At 54.6% G+C, this 21,832-nt stretch carries 18 protein-coding genes; 6 read left to right on the plus strand and 12 right to left on the minus strand.

Going from position 1 to position 21,832, the window contains the following annotated elements:
- Positions 1–27 precede the first annotated feature (27 nt).
- Positions 28–1,113 (minus strand): mechanosensitive ion channel family protein, encoded by a 1,086-nt coding sequence (locus A3841_RS17020; protein ID WP_073854097.1) that lies wholly within the window; start codon positions 1,111–1,113, stop codon positions 28–30.
- A 191-nt stretch (positions 1,114–1,304) separates the two neighbouring features.
- Here A3841_RS17020 and A3841_RS17025 point away from each other — a divergent pair, with 191 nt between their 5' ends.
- Positions 1,305–2,633 carry an MFS transporter gene (locus tag A3841_RS17025; protein ID WP_073854099.1) on the plus strand — a complete coding sequence of 443 codons (1,329 nt, stop codon included), beginning with the start codon at positions 1,305–1,307 and terminating at the stop codon, positions 2,631–2,633.
- Between the two features lie 181 nt (positions 2,634–2,814).
- On the opposite strand, the gene A3841_RS17030 is transcribed toward A3841_RS17025, so the two are convergent.
- From A3841_RS17030 to A3841_RS17045, 4 genes are all read right to left on the minus strand, one after another.
- The gene (locus A3841_RS17030) at positions 2,815–5,160 is read right to left on the minus strand and encodes a LysM peptidoglycan-binding domain-containing protein (protein ID WP_073854101.1); all 2,346 of its coding nucleotides are present in this window, start codon (positions 5,158–5,160) and stop codon (positions 2,815–2,817) included.
- Between the two features lie 309 nt (positions 5,161–5,469).
- Positions 5,470–6,114: an O-methyltransferase gene (locus tag A3841_RS17035; protein WP_073854103.1), complete on the minus strand. Its 645-nt coding sequence runs from the start codon at positions 6,112–6,114 to the stop codon at positions 5,470–5,472.
- Between the two features lie 98 nt (positions 6,115–6,212).
- A complete protein-coding gene (locus A3841_RS17040) occupies positions 6,213–7,445 on the minus strand; it encodes a M16 family metallopeptidase (RefSeq protein ID WP_073854105.1) in 1,233 nt (410 codons plus the stop codon).
- Positions 7,446–8,353: 908 nt separating this feature from the next.
- Positions 8,354–9,139 carry a hypothetical protein gene (locus tag A3841_RS17045; protein WP_073854107.1) on the minus strand — a complete coding sequence of 262 codons (786 nt, stop codon included), beginning with the start codon at positions 9,137–9,139 and terminating at the stop codon, positions 8,354–8,356.
- A 165-nt stretch (positions 9,140–9,304) separates the two neighbouring features.
- On the opposite strand from A3841_RS17045, the gene A3841_RS17050 reads away from it, so the two are divergent.
- The 4 genes from A3841_RS17050 (at position 9,305) to A3841_RS20805 (ending at position 14,071) form a co-directional block, all read left to right on the plus strand.
- A complete protein-coding gene (locus tag A3841_RS17050) occupies positions 9,305–10,321 on the plus strand; it encodes a glycosyltransferase family 9 protein (RefSeq protein ID WP_073854109.1) in 1,017 nt (338 codons plus the stop codon).
- A 1-nt stretch (position 10,322) separates the two neighbouring features.
- A complete protein-coding gene (locus tag A3841_RS17055) occupies positions 10,323–10,772 on the plus strand; it encodes a hypothetical protein (RefSeq protein ID WP_073854111.1) in 450 nt (149 codons plus the stop codon).
- A 146-nt stretch (positions 10,773–10,918) separates the two neighbouring features.
- Positions 10,919–12,220 (plus strand): aminopeptidase P N-terminal domain-containing protein, encoded by a 1,302-nt coding sequence (locus tag A3841_RS17060; RefSeq protein ID WP_073854113.1) that lies wholly within the window; start codon positions 10,919–10,921, stop codon positions 12,218–12,220.
- Between the two features lie 372 nt (positions 12,221–12,592).
- A complete protein-coding gene (locus A3841_RS20805) occupies positions 12,593–14,071 on the plus strand; it encodes an OmpA family protein (RefSeq protein WP_170866226.1) in 1,479 nt (492 codons plus the stop codon).
- Between the two features lie 495 nt (positions 14,072–14,566).
- On the opposite strand, the gene A3841_RS20095 is transcribed toward A3841_RS20805, so the two are convergent.
- The 7 genes from A3841_RS20095 to A3841_RS17100 all read right to left on the minus strand — a co-directional run bounded on the left by A3841_RS20095 (position 14,567) and on the right by A3841_RS17100 (position 19,871).
- The gene (locus A3841_RS20095) at positions 14,567–14,812 is read right to left on the minus strand and encodes a hypothetical protein (protein WP_139307997.1); all 246 of its coding nucleotides are present in this window, start codon (positions 14,810–14,812) and stop codon (positions 14,567–14,569) included.
- Positions 14,813–14,953: 141 nt separating this feature from the next.
- The gene (locus A3841_RS17070; protein ID WP_073854117.1) at positions 14,954–15,877 is read right to left on the minus strand and encodes an aspartate carbamoyltransferase catalytic subunit; all 924 of its coding nucleotides are present in this window, start codon (positions 15,875–15,877) and stop codon (positions 14,954–14,956) included.
- 13 nt (positions 15,878–15,890) lie between these two features.
- Positions 15,891–16,439: a bifunctional pyr operon transcriptional regulator/uracil phosphoribosyltransferase PyrR gene (gene pyrR, locus A3841_RS17075; protein WP_073854119.1), complete on the minus strand. Its 549-nt coding sequence runs from the start codon at positions 16,437–16,439 to the stop codon at positions 15,891–15,893.
- A 106-nt stretch (positions 16,440–16,545) separates the two neighbouring features.
- Positions 16,546–18,036: a hypothetical protein gene (locus A3841_RS17080; protein ID WP_139307998.1), complete on the minus strand. Its 1,491-nt coding sequence runs from the start codon at positions 18,034–18,036 to the stop codon at positions 16,546–16,548.
- 113 nt (positions 18,037–18,149) lie between these two features.
- Entirely contained in the window at positions 18,150–18,560 is a 411-nt protein-coding gene (locus tag A3841_RS17085; RefSeq protein WP_073854123.1) for an EVE domain-containing protein, read from the minus strand.
- A 137-nt stretch (positions 18,561–18,697) separates the two neighbouring features.
- Positions 18,698–19,108, minus strand: coding sequence for a hypothetical protein (locus A3841_RS17090; RefSeq protein WP_073854125.1), 411 nt, complete (start codon positions 19,106–19,108; stop codon positions 18,698–18,700).
- 370 nt (positions 19,109–19,478) lie between these two features.
- On the minus strand, positions 19,479–19,871 hold the full coding sequence (locus A3841_RS17100; protein WP_073854129.1) for a hypothetical protein: 393 nt from the start codon (positions 19,869–19,871) through the stop codon (positions 19,479–19,481).
- 255 nt (positions 19,872–20,126) lie between these two features.
- Here A3841_RS17100 and polX point away from each other — a divergent pair, with 255 nt between their 5' ends.
- A complete protein-coding gene (gene polX, locus A3841_RS17105) occupies positions 20,127–21,782 on the plus strand; it encodes a DNA polymerase/3'-5' exonuclease PolX (protein ID WP_235861464.1) in 1,656 nt (551 codons plus the stop codon).
- Positions 21,783–21,832: the final 50 nt, after the last annotated feature.

Consider the following 21,832-nt stretch of genomic DNA (forward strand, 5'->3'; position numbering starts at 1 on the left):
CTATACTTTTATACTCTGGTTTGATCATCAACTGTAGCGCTGCGCCTCCTGCCGGCTTTCCGTCTGCTCTTTTACCACATACAGCTTTTGGGTAGGGTAGGCGAACTCGATGCCCCGCTGCTGAAACTCCTGGAAGATGTTCAGGTTGATAGCCTGCCTGATGTCCATGTGTTTGGCAAAATCAGAGGTGAGCACATTATAAACCACTACAAAGTTGAGGGTAGAGTCGCCGTACGAGGCAAAATGCGCCCGGTCAAACGCTACCAGTTCATGTTCCGAAACGATCCTTTTAAGCAGGTCGGGTATGGCCTTCAGGTTCTCGACCGAAGTTTCGTAGGCAACACCTAGTGTAAACTCCACCCGGCGGCGTTGCTGGCGCTTGTAGTTATGAATGCGGGAACTGGTCAGGTCGCTGTTGGAGATGATCAGCTGCTCGCCGGTCAGGCTCCTGAGGCGGGTGGTTTTCACGCCGATATGCTCTATTGTTCCGTTCTTATCGCCTACCGCAATGGAGTCGCCCACCTCAAAAGGCCTGTCGAGGAAGATGACGAAATAGTTGAACAGGTCGCCGAGAATGTTCTGGGCGGCAAGCGCCACGGCTATACCGCCAATACCCAGGCCGGCAATAACGGTGGTCAGGTCGTAGCCCATGTTATCGAAGAGGAAGCCCAGGCCTATCGTCCAGATGATGATGTTGATGATAAGGCTGATCGCCCCCACCTCATTGACATACGCTTTGTCCGGATGCCTTCTCCTGACGTAGGACTGGACCAGCAGGTTAAGCGTGGACGCCACGAAACGGACGATCATGACCGTAATGGCCACGGTTACGGCGATGCCTAGGATCCGCTCAACTTTAGCAGAGAAGGCTAGGTAGCTTAACCCGACATAAATCACGAGGAAGTGCAGGACCGGGATGCCGAAGCGGGCAAAGCTCTTCACCACAAAGTTGTCGAACCGGGTGTGCGTGTTCTCGCTCCACCGCCCTATCCGGGAGAGTACGGACTTTCGGAAAAGCGTAATGAGTAAGGAGCCCAGGAGTATGATCCCGAAAGCGATGAGGTAATCCTCTACGGTGTTGCCAAAGTATATGCGGTTTAAAAAATCATTCATGAAACAGGGAATTCTATAGTCGGTCAGTATACCAGGTTCTAAAGTATGGGTTGCAAGGCTTTAACGCAAACAGGAAATCCTGCATTTGGTTTCACCCCGTGTTTTATACTTTGGCATTGCTATAACTCTGGGTAGGGCATGGTCCGTAAGCTAAAGTTTGTACATTAACGCACGCAGCAATAACAGCAGAAATGGAAGCAGCAGAAAGTTCGGGTAAGTTAGGGGGAATGTTCAGGGCCTTGCACTATCGCAACTACAGGCTCTTTTTTGTGGGGCAGGGAATTTCGCTTGTCGGCACCTGGATGCAGCAGATCGCGCTTAGCTGGCTCGTGTACCGCCTGACCGACTCGGTTTTCCTGCTCGGCGCCGTTACCTTCTCCAGCCAGATTCCCTCGTTTATACTTGGTCCTTTTGCCGGCGTGCTCGCCGATAAGTTTAACCGCCACAAGGTGCTGCTGGTCACGCAAACGCTCTCCATGGTGCAGGCATCCACGCTGGCGGCGCTGGTGCTGACCAATAGCATCGAAATATGGCATATCATGACGCTGAGTGCAATATTGGGCATCATTAACGGCTTTGACGTATCCACCCGGCAGGCCTTTGTGGTACAGATGGTGGATCGCCGCGAGGACCTGAGCAACGCCATCGCCCTGAACTCCTCGCTGTTCAACATGGCCCGGCTGGTGGGGCCTACCATTGCCGGCCTGCTCATCGCAGCGGTGGGCGAGGGGATGTGCATCCTGATCAACGCCGTCAGTTACATAGCGGTGCTGGCCTCGCTGCTGCTCATGCGCCTGAAGCCCTTTGAGCGGGTGCCGCAGCAGCACAAAGTATGGGCCTCGCTCCGGCACGGTTTCCAGTATGCTTTCGGGTTTGCGCCCATCCGCTCACTGATCATGATCGTGGCCTTGCTGAGCTTGTTTGGCATGCCGTTCACGGTGCTGCTGCCCGTGTTTGCCCGCGACATCCTGCACGGCGGCGCCAATACGCTGGGCTACCTGATGGGGGCCTCCGGCCTGGGGGCACTGAGCGGGGCCCTGTTCCTGGCGCAACGGAAATCGGTGGTGGGTTTGGGGAAAGTCCTGCTGTTCACGATGACGCTCTTCGGGCTGGCCCTGATCGCCTTTTCCTTCTCCGAGGTGCTGTTGCTCTCGCTGGTGCTCATGCTCTTCACCGGTTTTGGAATGATCGTGACGATGGCCTCCTGCAACACGCTGCTGCAGACTTTAGTGGATGACGATAAACGCGGCCGCGTGATGAGCCTTTACTCTACCGCTTTTATGGGAATGGCCCCGATCGGGAGTATGCTGGCGGGCTCGGTGGCCGAGATGATCGGGGTGGGGTATACCTTGGCGGGCTGCGGCTTTCTGTGTGCCCTCAGCATCATTCCTTTTGCTGTGCAAAGGCCGCGCCTGCGCAAAATGGTGCAGCCTATCTACGAGCGCCTGGGCATTGTGCCCGAGATCGCCACAGGCCTGCACACAGCCTCCAACCTCACCGCCCCGCCGGAAGAGCGGTAGTTTTTCGTTGTTAGTTATTCGTTATTCGTTTTTGGTTTTGGGAGGAAGGGAAAGTATAAAAGCTGGCCGCAAAGCCAGCTTTTATACTTTCATGTGATCGTGATTTTCCAATTGATAGTTGGTTGCTACTCCTACCGCATCATACTTCTACTAACGGATAACGAGCAACGAATAACTAAAGCTACTTCTTCCGGATCTCCAGCTTTTCGCCGGCGCTTACCGCGAAGTCCGGCTTGTTGTTCCACTCCATGATATCCTTGATGGTCACGTCATACTTTCGGGAGATCTGGTACATGCTTTCGCCGGCGGCCACGGTGTGATAAATAACGCCGGAAGCGGTGTTGCCCGTTGCCGCAGGCTCGGCAGCAGCGGCAGGCGCAGCCGGGGCTTTTATACGCAGTTCCTGGCCCAGGCTCAGGCTGCTGCCCTGCAGGGTATTCCACTGGCGCAGCTGGTCTACCGACACGTTATACTTCCTGGAGATCTGGTACAGGGTTTCGCCGGCTGCTACCGTATGAAAAGCGCTGCTGGTGGGGAGCAAGGTGGCCGGAACCTCTGCCGCATCCTCTGTAAACGGCGATTCGGCTGGCTGCTGCAGCGGCTCTACAATAAGGAGTTCCTGCCCCAGTTTCAGCGGCGCGTCGCCCAGTTTATTCCAGGTTACCAGGTCGTTTATACTTACGGCGTACATTCTGGAGATGGCCCACAGGCTTTCGCCCTGCTTCACGATGTGGGTGGTGGCGTTTGCTGTCGGTTGCTGTGCCGGGATCGTTTCGTTTGTGGCGGTGGCTGGCGCTTTTACCGGTGCGGCTGTTGCTGCTGCTGGCACTGGCGCTTCTGCTGCCTCCGCCTCTTCTGTCACAAACGGGTCTACCTCCGTGTCCGGGGCGGGCTCTAATTCGGGCTCCTGCGCAGGGAACTTCTCCTCTTCCTCAGTAGCTACCTCTTTTGCCTTGGCTGCCTCCGTTTTAGCTGCGCCCGGGTAAAGCGTAGGCTTTTCCGTGGCCGGGGTTTTAGGGGATGGGGCTGCTGCAACTGCTGCCTCTTCCACCAATACCGTTTCCTCCAACGCCTCCTCTTCAGGTGCTGCCTCTTCGGCAACAGGTGCGGCGGCCACTACTTCCTCATGTTCAGGTTGCTCAGGCTGTGTCGTTCCTTTTAGCTTGTCAACCAGGCGGGTAAAGAAATTCCCTTTTGTAGGAGTTGATGCGGCTGTACTTGCCACCGGCTCATACTTCTCTTTAGGTGCTGATGCGGTTTTCTGCTGGCTCGGGTCGCGTACTTCCACCGGGGTGTGGGCGGGGCGTCGCTTCTGCAGCCACAGCACGCGGCCCGGCACCGGCACCTCGTTGCGCTTCATGCGGTTCTTGAACAGCAGGTAGCTCAGGCGCACGCCATAATGCTGCGAAATCAGCTGCATCGTCTCGCCCGGCTGCACCACGTGGAACTCCGTGTCGGCGGTGGCGCGCTTGGGCTCGATGTAGTAAGCCTTGCCAGCCTCAATCTTGTCGAAGCTGTGCATGTCGTTATACTTCAGAAACTTGCGGGTGGAGATGCCTGCCTGCAGCGCCAGTTTGTCTTTGGTGTCCTTCTCGCGGGCCACGAGCGCGTTCAGGTTATTGCGCTTCACGATGGCGGCAGCGGCTTTGTTGGAGCTGCTCTGGCGCGGCAGGGTAGGCGTTGTTTCCCGGGTGGATGCCACCACGTTCAGGTCATTGCCGTTGCGCACCGGGATCATCACGTAGTAATCCTTATCCGAGGGGATGGAGTTGCCCAGCAGCCACTTGTTATACTTCTCCAGCTCGCTGTAATCGGTCTTGGTGGCCACGGCAATCTCCGTGAGGCTTTGGCCCGGGTTGGCACGCAGCTCGCGCAGCGACACGGCCGGCGGGTTGGCCTTGCCTACAAAGGCATCATAGGCCACCTTGTGCGCCAGAAAGGTCAGGATGTACTCATTTGTCCTTTCGGTGATGTCCATCTGCCTGGCCCCGCTGTCGGATGGCTTGGTGTAGGCCTTGGCGCCGGTATAGCCCAGGTAGTAGGAGAGCAGCGAGTTAAGCCAGTTGTTGTAGTAGTTGTTGCTTCGCTTAAAGTACTTGGCGGCACCGCGGCTGGCCTCCACAATGTGGCGGCGCTCGTCCACGTGGCGGTCCATGCGCAGGTTAAAGTCCAGGGCAGCCTCGCGCTTAAACTGCCAGTAGCCCACCGCGTTGGAGGTGGACACGGCATCGCCGATCAGGCCGCTTTCCTGCAGGGCCAGGTATTTGTAATCGTCCGGAACGCCTTCCTCCTGAAACACGCGCTCTATTATAGGAAAGTAGGCGTCTGCCAAATCCACCTTCATCTGGAAGTATAACTGGCTGCGCTGCAGGGCATCTACCTTTTTCTGGATCTCGGCCTGGGCCCTGTTGTTGAGCTTGAGGTGGATCTCGGCAAAGTAGATGTTGTGGGGTACGGTGATACCCTGTGCCAGTGCCAGCAGGGGCAACAGCAGGAGCGCAAGGAATGTGGCAACGGATTTCCTCATGACGGGAGACGCTTAAGTTTGATGAACTGTGATACGGAGGCTCTACTTCCTGTTGAGTTAACAATAGATAAATGTCTATATGTTAATGTGTTCAGGATAGAATATAGCTAATGCAAAATTAACGGAAAAAGCTTCGTATTCTAAAACGCCCCACCAAGTTCCTTCATTATTTTTTCGGGCCGGAAAGTATAAATATTTCTTTGGCAGGACGGGCGGGGGCTAAGCTGCAGAAGTTTAGCAGGTTAGCGTAAAAGAAACAAAAAAGAGAGACCCGCAGCCTCTCTTTATACATTGCCGTAGGTTATACTTTTACTTTTTCCGGGCGATCATCAACCCGTCGCGCACGGGCAGCAGGATGTTCTCCACGCGCTCGTCCTGGTGCACGTGCCGGTTAAAGTCCAGCATAGCCTGGGTGTCCTCGTCGAGTTTCTTGCGGTATTTCTCCAGCACCTTGCCGCTCCAGAGCACGTTATCGGCAATAATATAGCCGCCGGGGCGCACTTTGTCTATCACCATGTCGTAGTAGCGGCCATAGTTGATCTTATCGGCGTCGATGAACACCAGGTCGAACACGGCCTCTATCGTGGGTACGATCTCCAGCGCATTGCCAATGTACAGTTTTATACTTTCGCCGTAACCCGACTCGGCAAAATAGCCGCGCACGCGCTCCTCCAGCTCCTCGTTTATATCCACGGTGTGCAGGGTGCCGCCCGGCTGCAGCCCCTCGGCCATGCAGAGCGCCGAGTAGCCGGTGTACGTGCCGATCTCCAGGATCTGCTGCGGCTGTATCATTTTAGAGTACATGGCCAGCAAACGCCCCTGCAGGTGCCCCGAGAGCATGCGCGGCCGCATCACGCTCAGGTGCGTCTGGCGGTTTATCTTGTGCAGCAGCTCACTCTCCGGCGAGGTATGGTCCTCGGAATAGCGCAGCAGGTCTTCGTCTATAAATTCCATATGTCAGATTTGAAGATTTGAAAATGTGCTGATTTGAAAATGCACCAGGCAATTTCTCCCTCCTAATTATTAATTCTTCATTCTTAATTGTAGCTCCGCTACGCAGGCACGTAATTCAGGATGCTCAGGTTTTCTTCGCGCAGCACGTCGTTGGCAATGTCCATCAGGTCGAGTGCCTCTATACTTTTGATCTTGTCGAAAATCTCGTTCAGCGACTCTACCTTGTCCTGGTCCAGTATACTTTTGCCGAGCATCATCATCAGGCCCATGTTGCTTTCCTCGGCCATGGCCAGCTGCCCCATCAGCTGCTCCTTGGCCGTGTGCAACTGCAGCGAGCCCAGTTGCTTTTCACGCAGCTTCTTCAGCTCCTTCATCACCAGCGAGGTGGTACGCTTGAGCTGCTTTTTCTCGGTGCCGAAGTAGATGCTGAGCAAGCCGGTATCAATGTAGGTGGCGTAGTTGGAGTCGATTGTGTAGACCAGCCCGTGTTTTTCGCGCACGGCCAGGTTCAGGCGCGAGTTCATGCCCGGGCCGCCCAGCAGGTTGTTGAGCATAAAGAACGGGATGCGGCGATCGTCGTCCAGGGCGTAGGCGGGGCAACCGATCACGCAGTGCGCCTGTGAGATTGGCTTCTCGATGGTGACGGCCTGTGGCGTATAGCCGGTAAACGGCACGCGCTCGCGGTGTTTTTTTATACTTGGGATGCCGCTGAGGTACTTCTCGGCCAGCTTCAGCACCTTCTCGAACGGCAGGTTGCTCACCGAGCAGAACACCAGCGCGTCGGTGCTCAGGTTGCGCTCTATAAATCCCCTGAAATCCTTTTTCTGGAAGTTCGACACACTCTCCCTGGTGCCCAGGATGTTGTTGCCCAGCGGGTGCCCGTCGAACACCACGGCGTCAAACTCATCCACGATGGCCTCCTCGGGCGTGTCGAGGTACATGGCCATCTCCTCCAGGATCACGCCGCGCTCCTTCTCGATCTCCTTCTCCGGGAAAACGGAGTGGAAGGTAATATCGGTGAGCAACTCAAACGATTTCTCGAAGTGCTTGTCCAGCACGGAGCTGTAAAAGCAGATCTTCTCCTTGGTGGTGTAGGCGTTCAATTCGCCGCCCACGGTCTCCAGGCGGTTTAGGATGTGGAACGACTTGCGTTTTAGGGTACCCTTGAAGGCCATGTGCTCCCAGAAGTGGGCCAGGCCCTGCTCCTGCGGCAGCTCATCGCGGCTGCCAATGTCCATCACGAAGCCGCTGTGGGCTATCTTGGTGTGCAGCACCTGCTTGTGTACCACCCGTATTCCGTTCTCTAAAGTATGAATATGATAATCAGGCATTCCATTCTGAAATTAGCCTGCAAAGGTACGCAAAAAGTACCGGACTTTCCGGGGAAGGGGGAGGTTGTTGCGGACGGGGAAATGTAAACACCACCCCAGTCCCTCTGCTTTCACCCCTCCCCAACCCTCCCCTAAAAACAGGGGAGGGAGCTTTGCAATACCGGGTCCAACCACCCCAGCCCCTCCTTAGCCAAGGAGGGGAGCCTGTTGTTACTCATGTCAAAGTATAAGTTTCATAGGCGCTGTCCTCGCGCGAACAGGTCGCGACCTGTCCCTACAAAGTATGAACCTACCCCACTGGAGAAGAGAATTCTGCACTTATTATACTTTATTGTCATCTCGAGCAGGGCGAGAGATCTATCGGGAATTCTATAGAGATCTCTCCCGATGGTCGAGATGACAGCAAGGCAGCGGCTATCGAATCTGATCCCAGTCCTTGGGTTGAGCGCCTTGTGAGATCCGGTGCCCGTCAAGGGCAGCCGTAGCGCAGCGGAGGCAGGAGGGAACGCAGCGCGATGCCCGAAGGCGAGCCCTCTCGGGCTTGAGAGCACCAAAGTATGAGATGCAACTATGGGCTTGTGGGAACTAGAGGATCAGCGGAAGCTAATAAGTATAGCTTGTGTCAAGTAAAAGGAAGCAGCGGCTAGGAAAGTATGGCCGAAGTATAACTAATGGGCTACTTATGAGAGCAGCCCGATAGGAGGATGGATAAGTTGATGTGACTTGCCCACAAGATCCTTCCAGGATGACAAAATGGAGTGAGGGCAGGGCTCACTTTATACTTAGCAGGTATAAACGCAAGTATAGAAGTATAAACCGGGGCAAGTATAAACAACAACCGGCTCAAGTATAAAAGTATAGCCCAAGTATAGCGTATAGTTGCAAGTATACTTCTATGCCTCAGCGTGCTACCGCTTCTTCTCCAAGCCGCCCACATTAATCACAAAACCAACCGCGAATACCGAGTAAGCCGCCGTTAGCGTGTCGCGGTTCTTCAGGCCGATGGTGGTGCCGCTGGTGTACTGCAGCTGCACCGACGGGTTCAGGGTGAGGCGGGTGTAGAAGATCGGCTCCAGGAAAATGTTGTCCTCCTCCTGGCCCGGCACGTTGTTCAACGAATACTCGTGCATGTTGAGATAGCTGGCGCGCAGGGCGGTGCCGTAGTTCAGCGGAAAATCCCGGTTCAGCAGCCGCAGCGATTTTTTTCGTTTAGAGGTGAAGTTCACCTGCAGAAAGTACTTGCTGAAGTTGGCATCGTGGCGCTCGTAGCTCATCTCGCCGGTCTCGCTGTCTTCCTCTTTCTCCGTGCGCTCCGAGCTGCCTCCCCCAATGCCGCCGTAGATCTCCAGGATGCGGTTGCTCTCAGGTCCAAACGTGGTGTAGTAACCGCCGGCAGCCTCCAGAAGGTTGTGGCGCATATCGCGCTTGCGGCGCTCAGTGCTCAGCATGGATCCGTTCAGGAGCACGGCAAAATGGTCGGACACGGCGTAGGCGGTGTTAAACGTGATGTTGCCCTTCGGTGTCACATGGCCGCCGGCGCTCAGCTCGCCTTTCTGGGTGAACATCGGCACGTTGGGCACATTGGGCATGTAGGCGGAGGTGCCGCAACCGGCCAGCAGCAGGGGCAGGACCAGCAATGCCGTAAGCTGTTTTATACTTTTAAAAAAGGGGAGAGCGGTAAAGGGTGTATTCATAAAATGATATTCTGCACAGCAAAGTCTGCCAACTTAAAGAATGCATGGTGTATTCACAAGCAAGAAACGATAGATTTAGTGAAATATTCAGATTACTAAGTTAAAAGCGCCGGCCTGGTATTGCATTTTTAAGTAAGGCCGGTTTCGTGTAGTTTTGTCGTCAGCATGGATAAAATACTCATCATACAAACGGCTTTCCTGGGGGACGTGGTGCTGGCGACGGCGCTGGTGGAGAAACTACACACCTACTACCCGGAGGCCCGACTCGATTTCCTGCTGCGCAAGGGCAACGAGGGACTGTTGAAGGACCACCCGCTGCTGCGCCAGGTGCTGGTCTGGAACAAGCAGGAAGGCAAGTATAAAAGCCTGATGCGGCTGCTCTCCCAGATCCGCGCCGAGAAGTATGATCTGGTAGTAAACGTGCAGCGCTTCGGGGCCACCGGCCTGCTGACCGCTTTCTCGGGTGCCAGAGAGACCGTGGGCTTCGAGAAAAATCCGTTCTCGCGCCTTTTCACCCGCCGCTACGTGCACGATGTGAAATCGGGCACGCACGAAGTGGAGCGCAACAACATGCTCATCCAAAGTATAACCAACGCCATCCCGGCCAAGCCGAAGCTCTACCCCAGCCAGGTTGATTTTGCCAAGGTGGAGCAGTGGAAGCAGGAGCCCTTTATCTGCATGGCGCCTACCTCGGTGTGGTTCACCAAGCAGTACCCGCAGGAACAGTGGGTGACGCTAATCAACAGCCTCGACCCTAAGTATAAAGTATACCTGCTCGGTTCGCCTGCCGATAAGCAGCACTGCGACGAGATCATCAGCCAAAGTATAAGCCAGCGCGTGGAGAACCTCTGTGGGCAGCTGAACCTGCTGCAGTCGGCGGCCCTGATGCGCGACGCCGTGCTGAATTATGTGAACGACTCCGGCCCAATGCACCTGGCCTCTGCCTTGAATGCCCCCACCTGCGCCATTTACTGCTCCACGGTGCCGCGCTTCGGCTTCGGCCCGCTGGCCGACTTTGCCGAGGTGGTAGAGCGCCAGGAGCCGCTGTACTGCCGCCCCTGCGGTTTGCACGGCTACAAAGCCTGCCCCGAGGGCCACTTTAAATGCGCCCGCGAGATCCGGAATGAGCAGCTGCTGGAGGTGTTGAGAGTTGGGGAGTTAGAGAGTTGGAGAGTTCTATGACATGAAACAGCTTCTGCTAGCCTTGCTTTTCTGCTTCTCAACCGGATTGTTGTTTGGGCAAAGTGTTTCTTCGGGGACTCCTTTGATGATGCCGTATGAGCAAAACCAGGAGTGGGCCAGCACACTAAAAGCTTTGGATAAAGGTGATCAATGGGCAATGATTAGTGAGCGGTTTTTTGAATTTGAGGCTGTAGGCGAGACCTTAGAAAAAGAAGAATTGTATGTTCCATTTTTGATTATTGATGGAATAGCGCCCCATGTGGCAACATTAAGTATGAGTACCAGAAGTAAAGTGCGTGATATAATAAGAGATGATGGAATAAAAGAAGTCCTGGTGGTAGATAAAGAGCCAGAAACGTGGTATGCTAATAAGGTATTTGCTGGAATCGTTTTAATAACACTGAACAACCGGAAGACATCAAAGAAGCTACTCAAGCTTTTAACAAAGTAGCACTTCATCCACTCCTCATCCACTCCTTCAAAACTCAGTCACTCACTCAAAATTCCCCCCTCCACATACTATATTTGCCCATCCTGCAGTTATATGCTATATTTGAAGTATAAAATATCAGGCGAACCCCCTACGAAATAAAACGCATGAAATACGAGCCAATCGGGCAGGAGCTGTTTATTAACCATCGCCACAACTTTGCTAAGCAGCTCAAGCCCTCGTCCATCGCCATTTTCCACGCCAACGACATCATGCCTACCAATGCCGACGGCACCATGGCTTTCCGGCAGAACAGCGATCTGTTCTACCTGTCGGGCGTGGACCAGGAGGAAAGTATACTTTTGCTCTTCCCCGACAGCAAGGACGAGCGCATGCAGGAGATCCTGTTCATCCGCGAGACCAACGACCACATCCTCACCTGGGAAGGATATAAATTAACCAAAGAACAGGCACGGGAGGTATCAGGCATCCAGACTATTTACTGGACGCACCAGTTCGAGCAGGTGCTGCACACGCTTATATTCGAGGCCGAGCACCTGTACCTGAACACCAACGAGCACCTGCGCGCCGTGGTGGAGGTGGAGACCCGCGATGCCCGCTTCATCAGAAAAGTAAAGGAGCTCTTCCCGCTGCACAAGTATGAGCGCAGCGCTCCCATCATGCATCACCTCAGAGCCATTAAGTCAGGGCGGGAGGTGGAGCTGATACAGCAGGCCTGCAACATCACCGACAAGGCCTTTCGCAGGCTGCTGGGCTTTATTAAGCCGGGCGTGATGGAGTATGAGATTGAGGCAGAGATCTTCCACGAGTTCCTGCGCAACCGCTCCAAGGGGCCTGCCTACGAGTCTATCATCGCCTCGGGCATCAATGCCTGCATCCTGCACTACACCGATAACAGCCGTGAGTGTAAGGACGGCGACCTGGTGCTGATGGACTTCGGGGCCGAGTACGCCAACTACGCCGCCGACCTGACGCGCACCGTGCCGGTGAACGGCAAGTTCACCAAGCGCCAGCGCGAAGTATACGAGGCCGTGCTGACGGTGATGAAAACCGCCACGCGCATGCTGGTGCCCGGCAACACCCTGGACCAGTACCATAAGTTTGTAGGCACCGTGATGGAGAACGAGTTGATAAAGCTCGGCCTGCTGAATGAGAGCGACGTGCTCCACCAGAACCCGGAGAAGCCGCTGTACAAGAAATACTTCATGCACGGCACCTCGCACCACCTGGGGCTGGATGTGCACGACGTGGGCAACAAGTTCCGCCCGTTCGAGAATGGCATGGTGTTCACCTGCGAGCCGGGCATCTACATCCGGGAGGAAGGAATAGGCATACGCCTGGAGAACGATATCCTCATCACGCACAACGGGGCCAAGGACCTAATGCAGCACATACCGGTGGAGGCTGATGATATTGAGCGGCTGATGCGGGAGGCGGCTCAGAATTAAAGCATATGGATAGTTTAGGGGGAGAATAGCAGAGGCTGACAATCTTTTTTGCCGTCCTTACTCTAAAATATCAGCCCTTGAGTCAAAAAAAAATCAACAGTACAACCTTGCGTGCTGGTTTCAGTTTGAAGTATAGAAATGCGTACTGTCTGAACCACAATGCCGGAAACCAGTGCAATTTAGGTGGTGGTGTACAGTGGGTTATGTTCAACCCGAATGAATGAGAGCCTATGGGCGAACATTTACAGTTCCTGAAGAAGCATGTGAGACGGCTGCGCCAGCAAGGGGTAGTGGGCAGAAATTTTTTTGCGCAAAATAAACTCGTTTCGAAACATGCACGTATTGTCATATCAACATATACTTTGTAGAATCATGCAAACACATTTATCAACAATTAAGAAGCTCGCTTTCGCACTCGTGTTCCTGCTTGTGGCAGGCCCGGAAGTATTTGCGCAAAGCTCCGATCAAAGGACAAACCTGCAAATATACGGAAGCGCCCTGCAGTATAAAGGCGACATCACAGGCGATGATAAATTTGGAGATCTGGAGTGGGGCGGTGGCCTCTCCCTGAACCGTTACATCAGCCCTTCCTTTGATGCAGGTCTGCACCTGACCTACGGCAGCACAGAAGACAAAGGCAAAGGCCTGTACGAAGGTGGCAAGTTTGATGCCCAGATGGGTACCGTTATGCTGGGCCTGCGCCTTAAGATGTATGGCACCATCCTGAAAGAAGATGCCTTTATCGGCCCTTACCTGCAGGTTGCGGGTGGTGGCGCCTGGGCCAAGACCGATGCCACTGCTCCGGCGGGCGGTCCTGCCGTTCATAACGACGATAAGTTCTTCACCATGGCAGGCAGAGCCGGCGCGGGTATCCGCTTCCGTTTCTCTGATGCCGTTAGCGCCTTTGTGGAAACCAACTACATGCTCATCGGCCAGGATAAGATCGATGGCTACGACACCGGCGACAACGACCAGTTCCTGATGCACAACGTGGGCCTTGGCTTTAACCTTGGCAAGGCGAAAGACACGGACGGCGATGGTGTGCCGGACAGACGCGACGACTGCCCTGACACCCCAACTGGCGTGCAGGTAGATAAGAACGGTTGCCCTGTTGACACAGACGGTGACGGTGTGGCAGATTACCAGGATGAGTGCCCAAGCGAGGCTGGCGTGGCTAACCTGAATGGTTGCCCTGACCGCGACGGTGACGGCATTGCAGACAAAGATGACCAGTGCCCTGATGAGGCCGGTACTGCCGCTACCAACGGATGCCCTGACTCTGACAACGACGGTGTAGCCGATGCACAGGATAAGTGCCCTGATACTCCTTCTGGCGTGCAGGTTGGCCCGGATGGTTGCCCTGTAGACTCAGATGGTGACGGTGTTCCGGATAACGAGGATGCTTGCCCTAACTCAGCAGGTACTGCTGAAACCAAAGGCTGCCCTGAGCTGGATGAGGCTACCAAGAAACTGATCGAGGAGAAAGTACGCTTCGAGTTCGACAGAGCCCGCGTACAGGATAGCTACAAGCAACTGCTGGATAGCATCACCGTGGCCCTGCAGAAATACCCGGATCACGTGCTGCTGATCAAAGGCCACGCCGACTTCATCGGTTCTGAGGAGTACAACCAGGCGCTGTCTGAGCGCAGAGCCGAGGCTGTGAAGGAATACCTGGTGCAGCAAGGCGTGCAGAACCCGGATCGACTGGTAACCAAAGGCTACGGCGAAACGCAGCCACTCGTAAAAGTGAACGAGCGTCTGTCTAAGCGCAGAACGGAGAAGGAGCGTGCCAGAAACAGAAGGGTAGGCTTCGAGATGAATACGCCGGACATGCAGTTAGACCTGGATTAATCATCTGATAAATAGTAACAAAAGCGCCGCAGACGAAAGCCTGCGGCGCTTTTTTGTTTTTATACCTATAAACCTAGGATCATCCCACCCCAACCTTCCCTTTTATCGAGGGCTGCTACCCCCAGAACAGCGGAGGGAGCTATACATTTTTGTCATCTCGAATGAAATGAGAGATCTATCTGGAATTTTAAAGAGATCTCTCCCAAAGGTCGAGATGACAAAAGCCGTAGCTATCGAATCTGAACCCAGTCTTTCCGTCGAGTGCCTTGTAGATTTACGGTTTCGCTTTAGCGAAATTGCGGAGACCGTAAGGTCAAGCAAAGGAAATGTACACAGCGCGAAACCAAAGGACGAGCCCTCTCGGGCTTGAGAGCACCAAAGTATGATGTGAAACTTTAGGCTTGTAAGGCTGGAGGATGAAAAGTAGCTAGTAAAGATAGCTTTGTTCAAGTGGAAGGAAGCAACAGCTATGGAAGACACAAGCGGACGCTTGCGCTAGGAAAGTATAAAGTATGAATCAGCAAGTATAACAGTATGGCTTACGCGGACTTGGAAGTCCGCAGCAGGCAAAGTTCTGGACAAGGATGTCCGGAACAGCAAGTATAAAAAGTATAGCCAAAGTATAAAAAGGCACAAGCAGACGCCCCGAAATGCTCCGGGACATTCAGCTTGCGCCAGCAGAAGTATGGCAAAGTATAAATCGGCAAGTATAAAAATATGCCCAAAGTAACCCGACACCATAGTACGCACGAGTTGCAAACTCGCGCCAGCGGGAGAAAGGCTTATACTTCTGATTTAGCTATGGAGTAAAAGTATAAACCCCGCCCCTGTAGCAGGAGCGGGGTTTATACTTTATACTTCTATACAGGTTTATACTTTATATCAACCTCTCTGGGCCAGCAGGTATAACACGGCCATGCGTATGGCTACGCCGTTTTCCACCTGGTTAAGGATAATGGAGTGGTGCGAGTCGGCGGCATCGGAGCTGAGTTCTACGCCGCGGTTTATCGGGCCCGGGTGCATCAGTACGATTTCTTTGTTCAGGCTGTCTAGCATTTTCTTGTCGATGCCATAGTATAACGTATACTCGCGCAGCGAGGGGAAATACTTCATCTGCTGGCGCTCCAGCTGTATGCGCAGCACGTTGGCCACGTCGCACCATTCCAGCGCCTTGCGCACGTCGGTCTCCACCTTCACACCCAGCTGCTGGATATACTTTGGCAGCAGCGTGATCGGGCCGCACACCATCACCTCAGCACCCTGCTTCTGCAGCGCGAAGATATTAGAAAGCGCTACCCGCGAGTGCAGGATATCCCCGATGATCACCACCCTTTTGCCGGCCACCTCGCCCAGTCGCTCTCTTATGGAGAAGGAGTCAAGGAGGGCCTGCGTCGGGTGCTCGTGGGTGCCGTCGCCGGCGTTTACGATGTTGGCCGGGATGTGCTTGCTCAGGAAGTGGGGGGCACCGGGGCTGGAGTGGCGCATCACGATCATGTCCACCTTCATGGCCAGGATGTTGTTGACCGTGTCGAGCAGGGTTTCGCCTTTTTTAACGGAACTGCCGCTGCTGCTGAAGTTGATGGTGTCGGCAGAGAGGCGCTTTTCGGCCAGCTCAAAGGAGAGGCGGGTGCGCGTGGAGTTCTCGAAGAATACGTTGGCGATGGTGATGTCGCGCAGCGAAGGCACTTTCTTTATCGGCCTGTTCAGTACATCTTTGAAATTATCGGCAGTCTCAAAAATGAGCTGGATGTCTTGGGGGGTGATGTCTTTGATACCTAACAGGTGCCGGACGCTGAGCTCTTGCATGTATGAGTAAAGTTTATTCGTCGGTTTTGGTAATTAGCCAGATGGCGTCTTCCTCGGCCTGCTCGCCTTTCCACTCCACCAGCACCCGCTGGCTCAGCAGCGAATTTACCTTGCGGCCCACATAAGTAGGCTGGATGGGCAGGTGGCGCGTGTAGAGGCGGTCTACCAGCACCAGCAGCTCCACGCTGGCCGGGCGTCCATAGGCAATCATGGCATCCAGGGCGGCGCGCACCGAACGGCCTGTATACAGCACGTCATCCACCAGAATCACGTTTTTGCCCTCCACCAGAAAATCGATCTTGGTGGCGTTGGCCGTGATGGGTGTGTCGCGGCGGCGGAAGTCGTCGCGGTGGAAGGTGGTGTCGAGGAGGCCGGTGGGCACCTGCTTGCCCAGTATACTGGCCAGGGTGCGTTGGATGCGCTGCGCCACATACTTGCCGCGCGGCTGCAGGCCCAGAATCACAGAATCAGAAAAGTCGCCATGGCTCTCGATGAGCTGGTGGCACAGGCGCATCACCATGATGTCGAGCAGTTGGTGGTTTACGATGAGTCTCTTCTGCATAGCCGGGATAATTGAATGCAAATATAGAAAGGATTGGGGGAGATAGAAAGTTAGAAGGTTAGAAGGTTAAAAAGTTAGAAAGTTTGGGAGTTAGAGAGTTGGGGAGTTAAAACGTGATCTTGGTGATGGAGAATGCCTGCCGGGTGCCTTTCCCCTTGGTTTTGATATGCTGAAACCCAAAGGCCGCCATGCTGTTGCCGTACCACCGGATCAGGCCGGGGTATTCGTTGGTCTGTATCTTCTCGTTCTCTTCGTAGGGCAGCAGCTCCAGCTCCGTTTTCTCATCGTTATAGCGGTTGTCGTTCATGATCTGGTACACGATCCTGGTATTCTCGGGATAAGCCATCACCACGCGCCCGTCGGTTAGGGGCTGCACCTCCACCGCATGCCGCAGGTAATACGTGGTGATGCCCGTTAAAGGCATGGCGTTGTCCCAAAGCAGCTGGCCGCTCTTATCGAAGCCCAGGGCCACGGCGTGGCTGCGCTTAAACCCATCCGCCAACTTGTAGGGCCTGAGGCCACTTGGAGTCATGCTCAGGACGCTGCTGCGCTCGTTGCTGTGCTGCGGGAAGTATGCCTCTGCGGCCAGTATGTAGCCATAGGGTGTCTCGATGAGGTCGTGGAGGAGCAGGCGGTAGTTCAGGCCAGAGCCGCGGCCGGACCTCAGGCGCTGCTCCTGGCGGCGGCGCGCGCGCTCCTCGCGGCGGGGCTTCATGTACTTGAGGAAGTTGTTGAGTTCAAGGATGCTGTAGAAATTACCCTCCACCACCTGCGAGGCCATCAGCGTGGCAAAAAAGCCCTGGGAGTAGCGCAGGTCGCGGGTGCCGTAGGTGCCGATGAGCAGTTTTTGGGTCGTGTCGCCGGGCGTTACCTCGGCATTCAGCAGGCTCTTGTCCTCCTTCTGAAGTATAAAATAGTTCTTGAGCAGCTTCCCGGTGGCATCGAAACTCTTTACCTGCAGCCTCGAAATGCGGCCGTTCGACTCGGAGATCACCACGTCCAGCCGGTCCTGCTCATGGTCAGAGAGCATGTCCGTGAACGAGGACTCCTCGCCATAGAGCGAGGGCAGCGGGGTTATCTCCCCGGATTCAGGGTTCAGGTGCAGCAGGAGCGACTTGCCGTCTTTGCGGTTGCGCCCGATGAGGAAGAAGTTGCCCTGCAGCACCCGGTACTCATAGATCTCCTCCAATTGCTCAATCTCGAACTTCTTATGCCAGGTCTCACCGGTTTCATGGCTCAGGCGCACAAAGGTATAATCGCGCAGGTTATCCCCGCCATACACCAGGAACGTGTGCGGGCCAAAAGTATAGGAGCGGATGTAGTCGTTGTCGGGAGCGAGGGCGGCGGTGTCGGTCCATACTTCCTGCAGCTGGCTGTTATACTTGGTGAAGTGGAAGGTAGCCTCGGTCTCCCAGAGGTTGCTGGTCTTGTGGTACACCAGCAGGCTGCTGTCGGGCAGGGCGATCACCTCTATGTCCACGTCCTCGGCTTTGAGCGGCAGCTCCAGGCGCACGGGCTGCGTGGGCGCCTCCTGGGCCAGCAGCGGCACAAGTATACACGCGAACAGCAGGGCGAGCAGGTGGCGAATGTATGGCATAGCGTACACGGAGTTGATGCTATCCGGTGAGGGAATAGTATAAAAATAGCAGCTATTTCCATTTTACTGCAAATAGCTGCTATTCGTTGTTCTATGCCTTGATTTTGCGGGGTTTAGTTGCCCAGTGCCAGCAGCACATCGAACTCCTCGGCCTTTAGCGGCATCACCGAGAGGCGCGACTGGCGCAGCAGCGCGATGTCCTTCAGGCGCTCGTCTTTCTTTATCTGCTCCAGCGTTACGGGGTCTTTAAAGTCGCGGAAAGGCACCAGGTCCACCACCACCCACTGGCCTTTATCGTCTTTGGCGGTTGGGTCAGGATAAGCGGCTTTATCCACTTTGGCAATGCCCACAATAGCTTTTACGGATACGCTGTGGTAGAACAGCACCAGGTCGCCGGGCTGCATTTGCTGCATGTTGTTGCGGGCCTGGTAGTTGCGCACGCCGTCCCACATGGTGCGGCCTTCCTGCACAAGCTTTGCCCAGGAGTATGTCTCAGGTTCTGATTTTACTAACCAGTGTTGCATTGGTGTAAGGGTGAAAAGAGTTAGAAAGTTAGAGAGTTAGAAAGTTTGGGAGTTAAAGAGTTTGGGGTGTTGAGTCCTCTGGTACTACTAAAGGACATTTCGAACGATTTCATCTTTGGCCAGAAGTATGGGTGGCGTTAGTTCTTTTTGATGGTGATTTTTCGCTTCCGGCGCTGGTAGCGGATCAGGTCGTCGGCGAGCAGGGCCAGCAGCACCCCGCTGATCATGCCTCCCCAGAAAGAGTCCAGCACGTCGGCAAGTATAAGTATAAACACAAGCACCTGCAGGCCGGCTTTCAGCTGGAGCTTGCGCTCAAGACCCAGGTCGGCGTAGGCCTTCAGGAGCCTGGCAACGCTGGGGCTGCGTCCCGCCGAGTGCCTGAAAAACCGCTGCACCTCCATCTCGAACTGCACCAGCAGCAGGCCTAGCACCACCCCCCCGAAAAAACTGATGAAAAGATCGGCTACCGCGAGCACCATGAACAGCAGCAACAGCAGCATGGCTGTCCTGGTCCGGGTCGATCTCGATAGCTTCTCGTAGTTGAGCATGGGCTTTTTCGTTACGGTGTTCTTTTAAAAGTATGCAGTTACCAGAAGCACCAGGGCAACAAAAGCTGCGATTAGAAATAAGGGCAGGGTTTTCTTCAGTCCTTTCTCTATGGCTAAAAGTATACTTGCGGCTTAAGCGCCTGATTTTCTCCGGTTAAAGTACATGACGCACTCCTGCAGTGCAACGGCTATAAGCAAGCCTCCCGCCACACCTCCCCAAATGGTACCGATCATATCCGCCATCATCAATCCAAATATGATTAGTTGTAGTAGCAGACTAATTCCCCTGCGGGCTGTATTGGACAGATGCTCGTAGCTCTTCATGACTTAAGTATAATCTATACTTTTAAAGTATAATTATGTTTATAGATTATTCTATCCGCTTCACTTTCAATAAGTCATCGCTCAAAGAAACGATCTGGATGCGGTACTCGGTAGGCGGCGTGCTGCCCTCGGCCATGCGCACCTGCACCAGGTCTTTCTGCAGCTGCTCCCACTCGCCCACCTCTTCCTGCAGGCCGTCGGTAGGGGCAATCTCGAAGCGCTTGAACACGCCTCCCGGCTCTATGCTGAAACCGGTGCGTCCCCGCGAGGGCGGAAAATCATAGGTGTTAGGGCGGTATACCCACAGTCCCTCCTCGTCTTCCTCGAAGGAGTGCAGCCATACTTTCCCGGCAAGTTGCGCAGCCACTTTATCGTTTTTCTTGCACGTTACCGCCATAAACAGCAGGCACAACAGGCACAGCACAGACGTATATCTCATAGGTATAAATCAGGTTTATATGCTAAGGTAGGGAATAAGGACGGTATATGTAAGTATAAGCATACAACTATTCTGCTCCCGGTTTGCTAACGGCAAGGGCTGAAGATTATTACGAAATAAAGTATGCAGGGGGTAAGGGCGCCGCCGGAAAGGACCAAGGTTCGGGCGCTTTTCCTATCTTTGCAGCACACCGACAACACGCAGGCTTTGGAAAACAAGAAGATCATAAAACAGTTTAAGCTGGCAGCCGAACTCATGGAGCTGCACGACGAGAATCCGTTCAAGATTCGCTCTTACGCCAACGCCGTAGCGGCGCTGGAGCTGGTGGAAGAGCCGCTGGAAACCCTGACGCAGGCGCAGCTGGAAAGTATACAGGGCGTGGGCAAAGGCATCGCGGCCAAGATCTTGGAGCTAAACGAGAAAGGCACTTTTGCCGAGCTCGACCAGATGCTGCAGGTAACGCCGCCGGGCGTGGTGGAGATGCTGAGCATCAAAGGCATCGGCCCCAAAAAAGTACGTAACCTCTGGAAAGAGTTGGGTGCCGAGACGGTGGAGGAACTGCTGGAGGCCTGCGAGCTGGACAAGGTGAGCAAACTGAAGGGCTTTGGCGCCAAAACGCAGGAAAACATCCGGCAGGCGCTGCTCTTTACCCAGCAAAACCGGGGCAAATTATTGTATGCCGAAGCCGAGCTGGTGGCCGAGCAGCTGCTGCAACGTATAAAAGCCGCTGTGCCCGGGGCGCAGGTGGAGTTGGTAGGCGAGATGCGCCGCCGCATGGAGATCATCACCGCGCTGCAGTTTATACTTGCTACCGAGGCTCCGGCCCGGTCACATGAGGCTTTACAAAGTATAGCGGAGCTGCAGGAAGACCAGAAAAACTCCGGCCCCTTTGCCTGGCGCGGCGCGCTTACTGAAAGCGGTATGCCGGTGGAGGTGCGGCTGGTGCCCACTGAGCGCTTTGCCAACGAGTTATTGCAGACTTCTTCGGCCCCGGAGCACCTGGCGCAACTGTTTACGGGCAGCACCAACCTGCTGACGGTGGTGCGCGAGCAAGGCTATGCTTCGGAAGCGGATATCTATAAATCGGCGGGCATGGCGTACGTAGCGCCAGAGCTGCGCGAGGGCACCAACGAGCTTGAACTGGCCCTGCAAAACAAACTGCCAAAGCTGCTCGAACTCTCCGACCTCAAGGGCATCCTGCACAACCACAGCACCTACTCCGACGGCGCCCATACTTTAGAACAGATGGCCACTTACTGCCGCGACATGGGCTATGAGTACCTGGGCATCTCGGACCACAGCAAAACGGCTGCCTATGCCGGTGGCCTGCGCGAGGGCGATGTGCTGCGCCAGCAGAAAGAGATCGACGAGCTGAACAAGAAACTGGCTCCGTTTAAAATTTTTAAAGGCATTGAGTCGGATATCCTAGGCGATGGCTCTTTGGACTATGACGAGGATATCCTCAGGACCTTTGACTTCATCGTGGCCAGCATCCACAGCACTTTGAACATGGATGAGCAGAAAGCTTCGGCCCGTTTGATCACGGCTATTGAGAACCCTTATACCACCATGCTCGGCCACCCGACTGGTCGCCTGCTGCTGCGCCGCGAGGGCTACCCGATCAACCACAAAATGGTGATTGATGCCTGCGCCGCCAACAACGTCATCATCGAGATCAACTCCAACCCCTGGCGGCTGGACCTGGACTGGCGCTACGTGCACTATGCTTTGGAAAAAGGCGTGATGCTCAGTATAAACCCCGATGCCCACCACACCAGCGGCTACGACGACATGAAGTATGGCGTATTGGTTGGCCGCAAGGGAGGTCTAACGAAAGAGATGACCTTTAACGCTAAGCCGCTGGAGGAAGTGGAGAAGTATTTCAGGGAGAGGAAGGAGAAGATAAAGTAGCTAACGGTCAACCTGCTTCCAGCTTCCAGCTTGCAAAAGTATAGCTGTAG

Origin of the sequence: Pontibacter flavimaris, from assembly GCF_001907195.1 — a bacterium.
Taxonomy (GTDB): Bacteria; Bacteroidota; Bacteroidia; order Cytophagales; family Hymenobacteraceae; genus Pontibacter; species Pontibacter flavimaris.